The sequence below is a fragment of the Dryocola clanedunensis subsp. sulfonylureivorans genome, from assembly GCF_016756775.1.
GTDB classification, from domain to species: Bacteria; Pseudomonadota; Gammaproteobacteria; order Enterobacterales; family Enterobacteriaceae; genus Dryocola; species Dryocola clanedunensis.
Genome location: NZ_JAERMU010000003.1, coordinates 211999 through 226271, shown reverse-complemented (window position 1 = coordinate 226271; position 14273 = coordinate 211999). Strand labels below are relative to the sequence as shown.

Genomic DNA, 14273 nt, shown 5'->3' with positions numbered 1-14273 from the left:
TGAAAATTAAGATAATGTCGGTTGATTTACGATTAAGTATAAAGTTTTCCCCCAACGTGCCGAAACCCTATGCATCTGTTGGAATGAGAATGGGAAAGCATGTTAAATCGTATAAAAGTTGTCACCAGCCTGCTGATTGTGCTGGCGTTGTTCGGAATGCTGCAATTAACCTCTGGCGGGCTGTTCTTCAATGCCCTCAAAAGTGATAAGGAAAACTTCACCGTCCTGCAAACCATCCGTCAGCAGCAGTCTACGCTGAACGGAAGCTGGGTTGCACTGCTGCAAACCCGTAACACCCTTAACCGCGCCGGTATCCGTTACATGATGGATACCACCAGCACCGGCAGCGGTTCCACCGTGACTGAACTGATGCAAATCGCCAGCACTTCTCTGAAGCGTGCCGAAGAGCAGTGGGCGATTTATGAAGATCTGCCGCGGGATCCTCGCCAAAGCAGCGAAGCCAGCAGTGAGATTAAACGCAACTACGAGATTTACCATGGGGCGCTGGCACAGCTGATTCAGCTGCTGGGGTCAGGGAAGATCAATGAGTTCTTCGACCAGCCGACGCAGAAATATCAGGACGACTTTGAACAGCAGTATGTCCGCTACCTTGAACAAAATGACCGCCTGTATCAGCTGGCCGTGGAGGACAACAATAGCTCTTACCATCTGGCTATAGGGATCCTGATAACCATTCTGATCGCTGTTCTGGTGGTCATTATTTGCGTCTGGCTGGGTATTCAGCGTGCATTGATAGCGCCGCTGAACAGCCTGATCGCCAGCATTCGCCATATTGCCGGGGGTGATTTGGTGCGCAGAATCGAGGTTGAAGGCTCTAACGAGATGGGACAACTGGCCGACAGCCTGAGAAACATGCAGTCTGAGCTGGTCAGCACCGTTGGCAACGTGCGTAACGGCGCGAATGCGATTTACAGCGGTGCAAGTGAAATCTCAGCTGGAAATAACGACCTTTCTTCCCGCACCGAAGAGCAGGCGGCCTCCCTTGAGGAAACGGCTGCCAGCATGGAAGAGCTGACCGCTACCGTGAAGCAAAACGCGGAAAATGCCCGTCAGGCAAGCCAGCTGGCCCTTAGCGCATCGGAAACGGCCCAGCGCGGGGGCAAAGTGGTGGATAACGTGGTGCGTACCATGAACGACATCGCCGGCAGCTCCAAGAAAATTGCTGATATTACCAGCGTTATCGACGGCATTGCCTTCCAGACCAACATTCTGGCGCTGAACGCGGCGGTTGAAGCGGCTCGTGCAGGTGAGCAGGGGCGCGGATTTGCTGTGGTTGCAGGTGAAGTGCGTAACCTGGCGCAGCGTAGCGCCCAGGCGGCGAAAGAGATCAAAGGTCTGATTGAGGACTCGGTCAGCAAAGTGGATACCGGCTCGACCCTGGTAGAGAGCGCCGGCGAAACGATGGGGGAAATCGTCAGTGCCGTGACCCGAGTCACCGACATCATGGGCGAAATCGCCTCTGCTTCCGATGAGCAAAGTAAGGGGATTGACCAGGTAGGTCTTGCGGTGGCTGAAATGGACCGCGTCACCCAGCAAAATGCTGCGTTAGTGGAGGAATCCGCCGCTGCCGCCGCTGCGCTCGAAGAGCAGGCCAGCCGTCTGACCCATGCCGTTTCTGTTTTCCGCATCAGCCGAAATACGGTGAAAGAAACCACGGAGGCCAAAGAAGTGAGAGGCATGAAAGTCGTCAAGAGCGTGAAGGCTCCTAAACCTTCTGCTGCGCCTGCCGCAGCTCCGCGTAAAGCTGCCCCCGTGACTTCCCCGGATGAAAACTGGGAAACCTTCTGATTCTTTAAGACGGGATCAGCAACAAATAAGCGCTTCCGGCGAAGCGCTTAACCCAGATACATCGTTAAGGGCTCACGTCTGAGCCCTTCTTCCATTCAGTTTCCCTTACAGCACAAGCTTTACGAAAGCCTGAATATCATCCAGCACCTGCTCGCGTGCCAGCGGAGCGCTGTCGATGATCAGCTGATCGGAATAGCCGTTCAGCAGGGCGCTAATCTGCCTTGTCACGCGCGGAATGTTAATTTCGCGGAAGACGCCGCTGCGAACGCCTCTGTCAATAATCCCCGCCAGCAGGGCATCCCACTTTTCTGTCATTTCGAGAGCAAGGTCGGCATACGCTTTGTTATGCACCGCCAGCCGCCAGAGAGAGCCATAAAGCTCCCAAATGGCATCAGCGCGATCGGGCAGATAATCTTCAATGAATACGGTCATGGCCTGTTCAGGAGGAAGGGGGGCGGTTTTACGAGCGTAGGCTTCCAGCTCGGTACCCATAAAGCGGCTTAAAGCGTTGAGGCACAATGTCTGCCAGTCGGGGAAGTAGTGATAAATATGGCTGCGGGCAATGCCGACCAGCTCGGTCACATCGCGGGTCGTGACTTTCTCGATGCCTTTTTCGGTAAACAGCGTAATGGCCGCGTCGAGAATTTTGACTTTAAGTTCGGCACCTTTTTCTTTCATCCCGGCTTCTTCATAGACGTTGAGCAGACGCGAAAGATAACAATCTGGCGCGGCTTTGTCATTGTCGAAGAGAGCCGGGGAGTTCTGTGGTTGGCTTAGCCCACTTCCGGCAGTGCGCCTGCAGCAATCAGCGCCTGAATCACAATCACGGCAATTCCGCAGGCAAATACCAGGATCAGTAATGGTTTGCCACCCACCACGCGGTAGCCGGACAAGTTTTGATCCTGGCGGCTTTTCCAGACCAAAAGCGACGGAATAATCAGCGCGAGGATCGCCAGGGCTACACCCGCGTAGCCCAGCGCCATCACAAACCCCTGCGGATAAAAGAGCGCAAAAATAAGCGGCGGGACAAAGGTCATCAGGCCCGTCTGTAAACGGCCAGAGGCTTTGCGGCTGCGCTGACAAAGGTCGCCCAGATAATCAAACAGCCCGAGGGAGACGCCCAGGAAAGAGGTGGCCAGCGCGAGATCGGCAAACAGATGAACGGCCAGCTCAACGTGTGGTGTGGCAACAACCTGACGCACAGCCTGCAGCAGGCCGTTCAGGCCCGAGTGTTCGGCCAACAGCGTGCTAAATACGCCTGAATCAATAGCGCCGAGCGTCGCGAGCTGCCAGAAGAGATAAGCCACCAGCGGAATGGCACTGCCGATGATAAAGACCCAGCGCAGCTTGCGCATATCGCCGTTCAGATAGCTGACGATGCTTGGCACGCTGCCGTGAAAACCAAAAGAGGTAAAGATGACCGGAATAGCCGAAAGGGCTAGCCCTTGCTCAAGGGGAAGGGTGAGCAGATTGGTGTGGTGAATATGCGGCATCATCAGCGTCAGCATAACAACCAGCAGAATAATTTTGGCGCTGAACAATACGCGGTTGAACATATCCACCATGTGCGTGCCGACACAGACAATGCCCCCGGCAACGACGGTGAACAGCAGCACGCCCGTTGTGGCAGGCACATTGCTGGATAGCCACTGGCTCAGGCTTGCGGCCAGCAGTTCGCCCGCCCCGCTGATGTAAGCGGCCGTCAGGGCGTACATCAGGAAAAGCATACTGAATCCGGTCAGCCACTGGCCAGGGCGGCCAAGATAGCGGCGGGCAAGGGTGCCAAGCCCGGTATCAGCCGAGACATGCTGGTAAACCTCAACCAGCAGCAGTGCGGTATAACACATCAGCCCCCACAGCCCCAGCAGCAACAGCAGGGTCACACCAAACCCCACGCCGGCGGACGCCAGCGGCATAGCCAGCATTCCTGCGCCAATAGTGGTTCCGGCAACGATAAAAATACTACCAAGAGTGCGGTTCTTCACGCTTTCCTCTGCATTTATTCTTTTACTGGCGATATTGTGCCGCGCAGGGTAAGGGAAATTGCTTAATGCGTCAAATCAGGATTACGGTATGTGTAATGAAATAATTACACAGCGCCTGCGTGACTACCTGCTGAGGATGAAAAAGCGGCCTGACAATATCCAGCCGCACAGACTGATGACAAACCTAAAGCGAATGCGTTTCGCAAAGGACTCACCGAATAAATAACCAGGAAAATCAATTCATTGGTTTTCGCCTGTTTATCACAAAGAAGGAAAAATCACGCTTTTTCCTTCTTTGTCAGCAATCTAAGCGGCCTGACAATGTCAGGCCGCACCTTAGTAAAAGATCAGCCCGATAACCGGACCCTCGTAAAGGCTTTGCGATATTCGCCAGGCGGCAGGTTAAATCGGCGGGTAAAAACGCGGGTAAAAGTTTGCTGTGACTCATAGCCGTACTTCATGCCAATGTCGCAGACTCTTTCCTTTGTTTCTCGCAGATCCTGCGCAGCCCGAAAAATTTTCCTTTCACGAATATATCGTCCTAAGGTAACACCTGTGTGTTGAACAAACAGACGTTGCAGATGCCACTTTGAGTAGCCTGAGCGGCGAGCAATATCGTCTATGCGTAGCGGTTGGTGGAGGTTGTCATCAATCCATTCGACAACAACTTCTATAACTTGTACTGCTATCGTCATCGGTATCCCCCTTCTTTACACGACCCGGATACAGAAGAGGTCGCTGTAATACGGGTAAACTGACGCCAAAAAATTGCCAGATTCATTACTTAAAAAGCAACAAATACACAGGCATGAGCTATCACAGCACCAGTTCATGCGGTGTCGAATCTAATAAATGTCAGCATCGGCATTTATCTCTTTTGCCGTAAACAGGCAAATAAGAATGATTCTTATCTGTTTTATCGCATCCCTCTTTTTGATGCCACCGCGAAGGAACGTAAATGAGAACCTGCATTTCCTGAAATTAGGTCAAAAACAGTCCAAATACTTTCTAAAACAACTGATTAACAGTCCGCCTGCCAGAACAAACCATTCACCGTGTTTATGCATATATATTGATTTAGATCATTTTTTCTCTGGTTGCAGGTAGTTTAATAAACCGTTAAATGATGTTATTAACTGCGATTTTAGCGTGTTAACAAAATATTAAGGTGAATTATGCTGCTAATGGTTAGCGTCAGCATTACTCGCAGGCTTATAGACTTCAGCACCTTGCAGTGAATCATCTGTAGGATGGGGTAACAGACAACCAGGTTCCCATTGTTCACCATAAGAGGTCCTTATGACGCAGCTATGTTTTCTCTCTCATCAGTTTGGTAAATATCTGAGAAGAGTGACTTACCCGGTAGCCCTCACGGCTATGAAAATGCTGACGGGCCCAATCGACTTTGGGAGGTCAGAATTTGCACCGCGCTGTGAAAAATAACAATATCCATTTTATTCAACTAGTTATCTTGGAATGATAACCAGAACGGGTCGCCTAAACGTTTACCCACGCGACGGGCGGCATCCCGAACCGCCGTTCCCCAGCGGGTCACTAGCGTGTCGTTTAACTCTTCGCAGGGGATAGCCAGCCCAAACCCGTAACGCTGCCCATTGTTGGGATCTTTTACCGCGGCAGAAATACCGGCGATGCCGTTGACGTACTCGCCCCGGGACAATGCCCAGCCGGAAGTTTTTATCTGTGCAATGCGGGTCGTTAACTCCTCCAGTGATTGCGGTTCGGTGCCCAGAGGATCGCTAAAATTGACGGGCAGATAAGCCGCGCGTTCCTGCTCGGGCAAACTTGCCAGAACAGCCCTGCCTGCGGCGCTTGCCCAGGCGGGAGCACGGGAGCCGGGTGGAGTATAGACCTGTAGCGAACGGGTGCCCGTACGCATATGAATAACGATCACGTCAGACCCTTCCAGCACGTTCACGTAGCCGGTGTAACCGGAGCCACGCACCAGCAGCTCCAGCTCCTCTTCGACCAGAGACGCCGTTGTGTGGGCGGCCCGAAATTGCCAGGAGGCTTCCATGACAACCGGCCCCGGACGGTAGGCCCGCGTCGTGACATCCCGCTCAAGAAAACCGTATTCCGCCATCATGCTCAATGTGCGTGAGGCAGAGCTTTTCGCTAACCCCAATTCGATAGTCACATCCGTGACCGTGACGCCCCTCTGTAAGCGAGCAATCAACTGCAGAACATCTTTTGCATTTGCAAGCGTACTCATTATTTCCCCGTTTCAGCGCTTCCATCAGCCGGCGTACAGTGTGCTTGACAACGCTACATAAGGGCAACATATTAATGTTCCAAATATAACAACTAGGTTCCATAAAATGGAACCAAAACACAACAACAAACACAGCGCAGGGGGAAATGGAGTTTGACCTGTCTGCCGGAGCGATACCATGACTCATCCATTAACCACGCCTGCCGAAGAGAGTGGCGGGGCGGAAGTACGCTACACCCATCCCCGTGCGCTGGCACCCTCCAATCTGATACTGGTCATTTTGCTGAGTATTTTCGGGGCCATCGTCGGTATTCAGATGCTGGCAAGCCTTGGCATCACGCCGAGCACGTCGCTGATTGGCGCGCTGGCCGCTATGTCACTTTCACGTCTGCCGCTGCGTTTGTTTAAAGGATTCCGATCGATCCATGTTCAAAACCTCGCGCAGACCAGTATCTCTTCAGCCACCTTTGGCGCGGCAAACAGCCTGTTTTTGCCGATAGGTATTCCCTGGCTGTTCGGCCTGCCGGAGATGGTGGCGCCGATGCTGGTCGGCATCAGTCTGGCGATGCTACTCGACGGCTGGCTGCTCTACCGAATGTACGATACCCCCGCCTTTCCGGCGAGCAATCCCTGGCCTCCGGGCGTCGCGGCGGCAGAAGCCATTCGCGCCGGTGACAAGGGCGGCAAACAGGCGTGGACTCTGCTTGTTGGCTTGCTGACCGGCGCCGCCGGCGCGCTTCTCCATCTGCCAATGTCGGCGTTTGGTGTCGCGTTGATTGGTGGCTTCGGGGCGATGGCAGCCTTCGGGGTTGGCCTGGTTATTCGTGGCTATTCTGAGGCCTGGTTTGGTCTGAATATCTCCGCTATGTATCTGCCGCACGGCATGATGATCGGCGCAGGTTTGGTGGCGCTCTTTCAGGTATCACGCATCATTTTTCGTCAGGGTTCGCCACGACGAAGCTCAACAACCGCAGCGGATAAAGACAGCGCGCGCCTGAGTAAGGCGATGCGTCTGGGGGCGTTAGGGTATCTGGGAATAATGATTTTGCTGTGTATCGGCACAGGGCTGTATACGCAGATGACGCCGACCATGCTGCTGTGTTTTGTGCTGTACGGTGCTTTTGTTGCCTTTGTTCACGAGCTGATCGTCGGCATTGCGGCCATGCACTCCGGCTGGTTTCCCGCTTTTGCCGTTGCGCTTATTACCCTGTTGATTGGCATGCTGCTTGGATTCCCCCCCGTGGCGCTGGTTGTGCTGGCCGGATTTTCGACGGCGACAGGCCCGGCTTTTGCGGATATGGGGTTCGATTTAAAAACCGGTACGATTCTGCGCGCCGGAGAAGGTGAGGCTTTCGACCTCGCGGGACGTAAAGAGCAGCTTATCGCTGCGATGATCGGCTTCGCCGTGGCGATTGTCGTTGTCGCCCTCAGCTATCACCTCTATTTCAGCCGCGGTGAATTCGCGCCAATTAATGCGGCTTATGTCGCAACGATCAAAGCGGGGATCTCCACGGATGTCGCGTGGAAACTGGTCATGTGGGCCATTCCAGGGGCAATTCTGCAGTTTATTGGCGGCTCCCGCCAGCAGCTTGGCGTGCTGTTCGCCACCGGTTTACTCATCGCCAGCCCGCTTGCGGGATGGCTGGTATTGAGCGGCATTCTGGTTCGCATGCTGGTCAACCGCTTTGTCGCTCCAGCACGGCGTAAAGGCCTGGAAGTATTTGCGGGCGGAGTCATCGCTGGCGACGCGCTGCTCAGTTTCTTCAGCAGCGCCATTGGTGCGCTGCGTAAATAATCCTGTACCCGATAAAAGAGAAAATAAAATGAAACGCAAACTGACAACGGACGATATCCAGGCCGCCATTTACGGCGGGGCAATTCTTGGCGGCGGCGGCGGGGGCATGATCGCTGCCGGAGAAAAGGCGGCTACGCTTGCCCTGGCCGTCGGCGACGTCTCTCTGTGGAGCGCAGATGAATTTCCCTCCGACGGATTGACGGCTACCGTCGCGCTGGTGGGGGCACCTGCCGCACCGAACCCCTGCCTGAAACCAGCACATTTGATCAGAACCATCGATCTCCTGCGTGACGCGCTACCGAAAGACCAGCAGATAGTCGCGCTTAATACGAATGAAAATGGGGCGGAAACAACATCTAACGGCTGGTTCCACGCGGCCATGTGCGGCCTGCCAGTCATGGATTTAGCCTGTAACGGTCGGGCACACCCAACCGGAATGATGGGGGCGCTGGGGCTGCATCGTGAGAAAGATTACCGCTCGGTCCAGGCGTGGGCGGGCGGAGATGCCGGGCATTATGTTGAAGGTCTTACCCAGGGCGGGCTGGAACAGGCTTCCGGCGTCGTTCGTCGGGCATCCGTTGAAGCAGGCGGCATGGTCGCCGTGGCGCGTAACCCCGTAACCGTGGAATACGCCTGTCGCCACGGAGCACCTGGCGCGATTAGCCAGGCGATCGCGCTGGGTCATGCATGGCTGAACGAAGGCTACGAGGGCGCTCTGCGCTGCTTACAGGGTAAAGAAATTGCCCGTGGCATCGTTAAACATTACAGCTGCGAACAGGTTGGCGGCCTGGACGTGGGCAACGTTGAGCTGGCCGATCAGGCGGCGACCGTGCTGCGATTTGTTAATGAATACATGATCCTGGAACAGAACGATCGTTCCGTGGCTAACTTCCCGGACCTGCTGATGACCTTTACCGCCGAGGGGAAACCTGTGGTTTCGGCGCATGTGCGTGAGGGGATGGATATTCGGGTTGTGCTCGTCCCGGCGCAGCATTTGTTGCTGTCCAGAACCATGTTCATGCAGGAGCTGTATCAGCCGCTCGAAGCGCTGCTCGGTAAAACTTTTTCACCCGCATAACATTCTGCGGCAGGGAGATTTCATGTTGTTTGTACGTAAGTGCATGCTGGTGCCGGGCGTTTTGCCGGTTACCAGCATGGCAACAAATTCCATGGCCGAAGAGTTAGTCCGGGTTTTCCGGGCCGACATTAACTGCCCCAGCGGCTTCTGAGATAGCTAACCGCATCCTGCGTCTGTGGCTGATTGAGGTAATTCTCTCTGAACAGAATCGTGCCGCTAACGCCAGGCAATGACTCGTTCAAATCGAGCTGCTTTTTAAGCTCGGGCACGCCGCCGCTGACGGTCCAGTCAGGCTCATTTTTCGAAGGCTCACCGACTTTGTAGAGCGCAACACCGATATACAGGCGGGTGTGGGTGGGCTTCACGACATCCGCCCACCATTTTGCCAGCACGTCATAACGAGCGGCTTTGCGGGAGAAGGGCCAGTAAACCTGCGGAGCGATGTAATCCAGTAATCCCTGTTGCACCCAGCGCCGGGTATCCGCAAAGGCCTCATCGTAGGCTGCCGCACCGCGCGTATCGGAGCCTGCAGCATCCTGTGAGCGATTGCGCCAGACGCCTGCGGGACTCACCCCGAACTCAACGCCTGGTTTTAGCTGCTTAATAGCGCGGGAGACCTGTTCGATCAGCTGCTGGGTGTTATGGCGTCGCCAGTCTGCTTTCGAACTAAATCCCTGGCCATATTTTTTAAATGTCTGGCTGTCGTTAAGCGCGGAACCCGGGGATTCGGCATAGAAATAGTCATCAAACTGAACGCCATCTACCGGATAGTTGGCAACAACTTCAGCGACGATGCTGGTTATCCAGTCCCGCGCCTCGGGGATACCAGGGTCGAGTACAAAACGGTCGCTGGCAGTGCGGATCCAGTCGCGATGCAGAACAAAGACGCTGGCCGGGTCCAGCGATAGCGTGCGGTTTAGCTCATTCACCGTTGAAGGTCTGGTATTCAACGAAACGCGATAGGGGTTAAACCAGGCGTGAACTTTTATCCCGCGCTTGTGCGCTTCGTCGAGCATAAACTGGAGCGGGTCGTAACCGGGATACTCACCAATTTTTCCGGTCATCATATCTGACCACGGCAGGATTTTTGACGCCCAGAGGGCGGTGCCATCCGGTTTCACCTGGAAAAACACCGTGTTAATCCCGAGACTTTTGAGATTATCCAGCTTTAAGCGCAGAGCCTGCTGCTGCTGGCTGATTCGCTGCGCTGAACTGCTGGCGTTAACCGAGGCTATCGGCGGCCAGTCAAGACGCGAAACCGTCGTCAGCCAGACACCGCGCATTTCCGTATTTTGCTGAGGATGACCAGCTAAAGGCTGTTTTACCCCCGCCGGGGTGACCAGCGATTTCGGCGGCTCGGAAGAGCAGCTGGCGAGTAACAACGCTCCGGCAATAAGCGCACCAGATTTAGTGACAGAGTAAAGGCTGCGTGAACGGGCGATGGTGTGCTCCAGAGTGCTGGTCGTCGCTGATGGGATGCATCATTCTCATATGCTGCGGATTTAAGTCAATGGCTTAGCAGTTTAAAGATACATTCTTATGGTTCGTCCGGCAGGCCATACACTTTGAGTTTGTAGCCCCCGCGTTCAAAATTAATACATTTATCGGTTTTCAGCGAAGAGATAATATTCAAAATGCTACTGCGTGATAACCCCGTCCGCTCCTGGATATAGCTCAGGATGTTCACCCGTTCTTTAGTTGCCTCAGGTAAGCGGTCAAGCTCAAGCAGGTAGTAACAGACGATAGGGTAAGTCCGCTGGTTGACGATTTGCATATCGCGGTAAAGCATACTGTTGTTATGAAAAGAAAGTAATTCAGCGACGTCGCGCCACAGGCCGAAACGTTCTATGGTTTGCTCCGCTCTGGCATTATCCACGCTGAGCATCAGACAATTCGTTTCTGCCCGGAGAATATTGCCTCTCAAAGAGGAAAACATCTCGGAAAAGCCGAAAATGTGCGGTTCTGTCACTGTCGCGACCAGAATACCGTCGGTAATACGGGAGACGGAAATTTCGCCGTCAAGAAAAAGAAAGACCGAGGGTCTGCCGCCATTATCCCATGTCAGCCTTTTTCGGGGCCCGACATTAAGCGTTTGAGCATGAGGCGTTAATGCATTTAGCAGCCGATCAATAGCGGCGGCTGGTCTTGTCGGAGCTTGAACCATTGTTGACCTGATAATAAATAATCACTTGCAGCATTCTAGAATAAAAAGCCCTTCTCGCATAAAAAAAGAAGGGCTTAACACTCAGGGCAGTGACAGGAGATGACAGATAATGATTATTTCACCACTTCCAGAACAGGCATCGGGTACTTACCTTCGATAATTTGTTTGTCCGGCCCGTAGAGACGCATAATGATGTAGGTATCTTTTTCCGGGATCGGCAGCCAGTTAGGATTATTGGCATCCCCTTTGGTGCTTAAATCGATGGTGTACATACCGTCCGGGCCTGGCTTAAGGGTCCGATCGCCGCGGCTGTGGCGGTTGATTTCATTATGGGCCATTAGCATGTTATCCGTGCCGTAGACGGTAAAGGACCAGAACTGGCTGACGTTCGGTGCTTTGAAATGCATGCGGTATTTCTTCCCGTTGGAACCGTTAATATTTTGTCCGTCAGATCCTTTTAGAGCCTGAAGATACATAGATTCTTCCGGCGGCAGGCCCCATTGACCAATCAGCGTTCCTTCAGAAAACAGATCGCGCTTTTGATTCTGCAGCTCCGCGCGGGTGCCGAGCAGGCCGTTGGATGACTTTATTTTTTGAAGAAGCGCTTTCAGATGGGCAGCACCCAGCTCTTCACCTTTTTTAGCGGCGGTAAGTTGCTCGCTGGTGAAGTCGGTTTTACAAGGAACAACACCCACTTCTTTATATTGATCCAGCCACTTTTTGTCGGCCGTACCCATGTCACCTTCACACAGAACAAAGTTAACGCGCTGTAACCAGTTGGTTTTCGCCGGATCTGGCCACTGATGTTCGGTCGCTTTGGGACCTGGTTCACCCAGGTAGGCGGACAGCGTACGGATATTCCAGTCATCCATATAGTTCAGGGCAGTTTTGGTGTCTTCCTGACTGGTGGCCATAATCCGACCCATCAGCTTCAGGATGTCCGAGTCCACGCGAATGACTTCTGTCACGCTGGCCGGGACTTCACCTTTCCAGGTGCGGGAGGCAAACATAAAGTGGCCACCTTTGGTGCCACGTGTCCGTGAGCCAATCATCGAGGTGGTATAGTGGCCCATATCCATCGTGTGCAGGATCCAGTAACGACCTTTATCCATGTCAGGAACGCTGACGATCACCGGTTCTGCGCTAACGTCCAGCCAGCCCTGAAGGTGCAGGGTATCGTTATTGATAGTCGGGTGATCCGTATAAGTATCATCGGCAAGATGGCGGATGTTCTGAAAACGGTTCATCGGCGTGTTGGTTTTCACGGCCGTCTCATAAAAGAATTTATAAGCCTCATCCATGGAGTAGCCATAGACGTAGGCATCCTGCGCCATTTTATCGGTAATTTGTGCCATCGCAGGCAGCGCAACGGTAGTCAACACCGCGGCCAGTAAGAGTTTTTTCATAACAATCCTATTATTAGTGCTGCAGTTAAACTCGCTCGAAGTCTGCAAGTTTGAATGATTTGTGATTCAGGTCGTCGGTTGGGCCATAAAAACGCATTGCGGGAAGCGGCCGTTTGCCGCTGGTAGGGATCCAGTTATTTTCCAGGCCAGCTGGTGCCGTCGGGCCCACATACAGGGTGACGCCGCCGTCGGCGTTTTTGGTCATCGTGTCAAGATCGTAAGAGGAAAGGGTGGTACGCCCGGATTTGCTATAGATAAACGACATGGTATCGCGGTTATAGACCGTCAGCGCCCAGAACTGTTTGACAGGCATCTGCGGCGGGAGAGTGATTTTATAGAGCTGGCCTGCTTCTAGCAGCCTGCCTTTACTGTCAGCCATACTCATCAGATACTGCGTTGCTGGCTCATCGCTAAGCACCTTCGGCATATAGGTACACCAGAAGTACTCTGCAGCGCGATTAATCAGATCGATACGGTCTTCATAGATAAAAGTGAATTTCTTATTGTCATCCGCCTGAAGCAAGGATGCATAGTGGCGATCCGGCCAGTAAAGTTTCTCTTTAGGGAAATTGTCATACCAGTACTGCATATAAAACCAGGCGTCTATGGCAGCCTGGCGCATCGCTTTGGTGGTCTTCTCATCTGGCGTAAACGGTTTTCCTCTTTCAATCCCAAGTGATGCAAGCATTCCCATCATGACTTTGTCCTGCTCACGCACCGGCTCAATGCTGGCTACCGCATGCAGATCATGGAAATGGCGTTCGTCATAGTAGGGAAGAGTGGGATAACGGCTGGTGCCAGGATCCACAAAACGCTGCTCAGGAGGATTATTCGCGGCAGAGAGATAATACATCTGCAGGCGTCTGGAGTAATGGTAAGCATCTTCCGTCGTCTTGCCCGGCGCCTGAACGGAGCGGAAGGCAAACGCTACCCGGTAGTTAGGTGAAGGAACATGCAAATAGCCTTCGGGGATCGGGTCCGTGTAGCCTGGCGGGGTAAGCAGGAATTTGCCGCCTTTGCCTTTATCGAGACCGGCTGGCCCCACGTCGGCGATGGTGAACTGCCACGCATCAACGATCTGCCCATACAAACTGCCCTCGGCACCAGCAGCCGGAACCTCAAGCACCACCGGCCCTTTTTGTAGATCGGTGAAGGCGGTGATGTAGGGCGTCGTACTGTTGGCCGTGATGGCTTCAAGATGCGCCGTCGCCGGCTTTGAATAGGCAATGATATCGTTATCTTTCAGACCCAGATTTTCAAAAGCCGCGCGGCGGAAGCTGTAAATAGCGACCGCTGGCATATTCCACAATACCGCTTCAAAAGCACGCTGATATTTAATCTGGTAATCAAAATCTTCCACGGAGCTTGCAACGCCTGCTGGTGGCAGACCACCTGCGGTTTCACCTTGTTGTCCCGCGCCATGCTTCAAGACTGCTTTCGGTGATTTCTCCTGCGCGAAGGCCGGTGAAGATGTTTTAAGCACCGCAAGGCCAGCGGCTGAACCCAGCGCAAACTTATAGAACTCTCTGCGTGTCATTGACATAGCAAAACTCCATGAATATTTCGATTTAGTTATCTAATTGAACTATACAGTAAAATTGATATTTCGCTGATGATCGGCGGGTTATCTTCGAATACTGTTCGAGACGCTGGCAACGACGCAGATATTTATTAATGAACTTTGCGTTTCCCTTCATTTTCATTCAGAAAGTGGCGTGGCTGGCCTTCATCTTCTCTCCCCCCGTAGTCATCACCCGTGGATTTGTTAAAAACATTGAAGTTAATGTGGCTATGGCCGATAAGCCT

Annotated in this window: 12 protein-coding genes; 4 read left to right on the top strand and 8 right to left on the bottom strand. The window is 53.3% G+C overall.

The features are described from left to right. Positions 1–99: 99 nt before the first annotated feature. Positions 100–1809 carry a methyl-accepting chemotaxis protein gene (tsr, locus tag HYQ67_RS04505; protein WP_202301820.1) on the top strand — a complete coding sequence of 570 codons (1710 nt, stop codon included), beginning with the start codon at positions 100–102 and terminating at the stop codon, positions 1807–1809. A gap of 105 nt (positions 1810–1914) precedes the next feature. Here tsr and HYQ67_RS04500 read toward each other — a convergent pair whose 3' ends face one another. The 4 genes from HYQ67_RS04500 to HYQ67_RS04485 form a co-directional block, all read right to left on the bottom strand. After that, positions 1915–2487, bottom strand: a complete 573-nt coding sequence (locus tag HYQ67_RS04500) for a TetR/AcrR family transcriptional regulator (protein ID WP_202301818.1) — start codon at positions 2485–2487, stop codon at positions 1915–1917. A gap of 95 nt (positions 2488–2582) precedes the next feature. Beyond that, complete coding sequence (gene tyrP, locus HYQ67_RS04495) at positions 2583–3794, bottom strand: tyrosine transporter TyrP (RefSeq protein WP_202301816.1); 1212 nt, start codon at positions 3792–3794, stop codon at positions 2583–2585. A gap of 347 nt (positions 3795–4141) precedes the next feature. After that, positions 4142–4489, bottom strand: a complete 348-nt coding sequence (locus HYQ67_RS04490; RefSeq protein WP_202301814.1) for a RamA family antibiotic efflux transcriptional regulator — start codon at positions 4487–4489, stop codon at positions 4142–4144. 767 nt (positions 4490–5256) lie between these two features. Further along, the gene (locus HYQ67_RS04485; RefSeq protein WP_202301812.1) at positions 5257–6024 is read right to left on the bottom strand and encodes an IclR family transcriptional regulator; all 768 of its coding nucleotides are present in this window, start codon (positions 6022–6024) and stop codon (positions 5257–5259) included. Positions 6025–6202: 178 nt separating this feature from the next. Between HYQ67_RS04485 and HYQ67_RS04480 the strand changes: the two genes are divergently transcribed. Genes HYQ67_RS04480 through HYQ67_RS24185 form a run of 3 tightly spaced genes read left to right on the top strand, consistent with a single transcriptional unit; the run spans position 6203 to position 9048 of the window. Beyond that, positions 6203–7819 carry an OPT/YSL family transporter gene (locus HYQ67_RS04480; protein WP_202301810.1) on the top strand — a complete coding sequence of 539 codons (1617 nt, stop codon included), beginning with the start codon at positions 6203–6205 and terminating at the stop codon, positions 7817–7819. A 28-nt stretch (positions 7820–7847) separates the two neighbouring features. Then, complete coding sequence (locus tag HYQ67_RS04475) at positions 7848–8897, top strand: S-methyl thiohydantoin desulfurase domain-containing protein (RefSeq protein WP_202301809.1); 1050 nt, start codon at positions 7848–7850, stop codon at positions 8895–8897. 22 nt (positions 8898–8919) lie between these two features. Further along, positions 8920–9048: a hypothetical protein gene (locus HYQ67_RS24185; RefSeq protein WP_272929751.1), complete on the top strand. Its 129-nt coding sequence runs from the start codon at positions 8920–8922 to the stop codon at positions 9046–9048. On the opposite strand, the gene HYQ67_RS04470 is transcribed toward HYQ67_RS24185, so the two are convergent. The 4 genes from HYQ67_RS04470 to HYQ67_RS04455 all read right to left on the bottom strand — a co-directional run bounded on the left by HYQ67_RS04470 (position 9026) and on the right by HYQ67_RS04455 (position 14010). Then, on the bottom strand, positions 9026–10351 hold the full coding sequence (locus HYQ67_RS04470) for a glycoside hydrolase family 10-like protein (RefSeq protein WP_237391095.1): 1326 nt from the start codon (positions 10349–10351) through the stop codon (positions 9026–9028). The two genes, HYQ67_RS24185 and HYQ67_RS04470, sit on opposite strands and share 23 nt — an antisense overlap. 83 nt (positions 10352–10434) lie before the next feature. Beyond that, positions 10435–10782, bottom strand: a complete 348-nt coding sequence (locus HYQ67_RS04465; RefSeq protein ID WP_202301807.1) for a helix-turn-helix domain-containing protein — start codon at positions 10780–10782, stop codon at positions 10435–10437. 392 nt (positions 10783–11174) lie between these two features. Further along, complete coding sequence (locus HYQ67_RS04460) at positions 11175–12467, bottom strand: DUF1254 domain-containing protein (protein ID WP_202301806.1); 1293 nt, start codon at positions 12465–12467, stop codon at positions 11175–11177. A gap of 25 nt (positions 12468–12492) precedes the next feature. Then, positions 12493–14010: a DUF1254 domain-containing protein gene (locus tag HYQ67_RS04455; RefSeq protein ID WP_202301805.1), complete on the bottom strand. Its 1518-nt coding sequence runs from the start codon at positions 14008–14010 to the stop codon at positions 12493–12495. Positions 14011–14273 lie beyond the last annotated feature (263 nt).

Coding starts and splice junctions, on each gene's coding strand:
- tsr (WP_202301820.1), top strand. CDS start 100: ATGTTAAATCGTATAAAAGTTGTCACCAGCCTGCTGATTGTGCTGGCG.
- HYQ67_RS04500 (WP_202301818.1), bottom strand. CDS start 2,487: ATGAAAGAAAAAGGTGCCGAACTTAAAGTCAAAATTCTCGACGCGGCC.
- HYQ67_RS04490 (WP_202301814.1), bottom strand. CDS start 4,489: ATGACGATAGCAGTACAAGTTATAGAAGTTGTTGTCGAATGGATTGAT.
- HYQ67_RS04485 (WP_202301812.1), bottom strand. CDS start 6,024: ATGAGTACGCTTGCAAATGCAAAAGATGTTCTGCAGTTGATTGCTCGC.
- HYQ67_RS04480 (WP_202301810.1), top strand. CDS start 6,203: ATGACTCATCCATTAACCACGCCTGCCGAAGAGAGTGGCGGGGCGGAA.
- HYQ67_RS04475 (WP_202301809.1), top strand. CDS start 7,848: ATGAAACGCAAACTGACAACGGACGATATCCAGGCCGCCATTTACGGC.
- HYQ67_RS24185 (WP_272929751.1), top strand. CDS start 8,920: ATGTTGTTTGTACGTAAGTGCATGCTGGTGCCGGGCGTTTTGCCGGTT.
- HYQ67_RS04465 (WP_202301807.1), bottom strand. CDS start 10,782: ATGCTCAGCGTGGATAATGCCAGAGCGGAGCAAACCATAGAACGTTTC.
- HYQ67_RS04460 (WP_202301806.1), bottom strand. CDS start 12,467: ATGAAAAAACTCTTACTGGCCGCGGTGTTGACTACCGTTGCGCTGCCT.
- HYQ67_RS04455 (WP_202301805.1), bottom strand. CDS start 14,010: ATGTCAATGACACGCAGAGAGTTCTATAAGTTTGCGCTGGGTTCAGCC.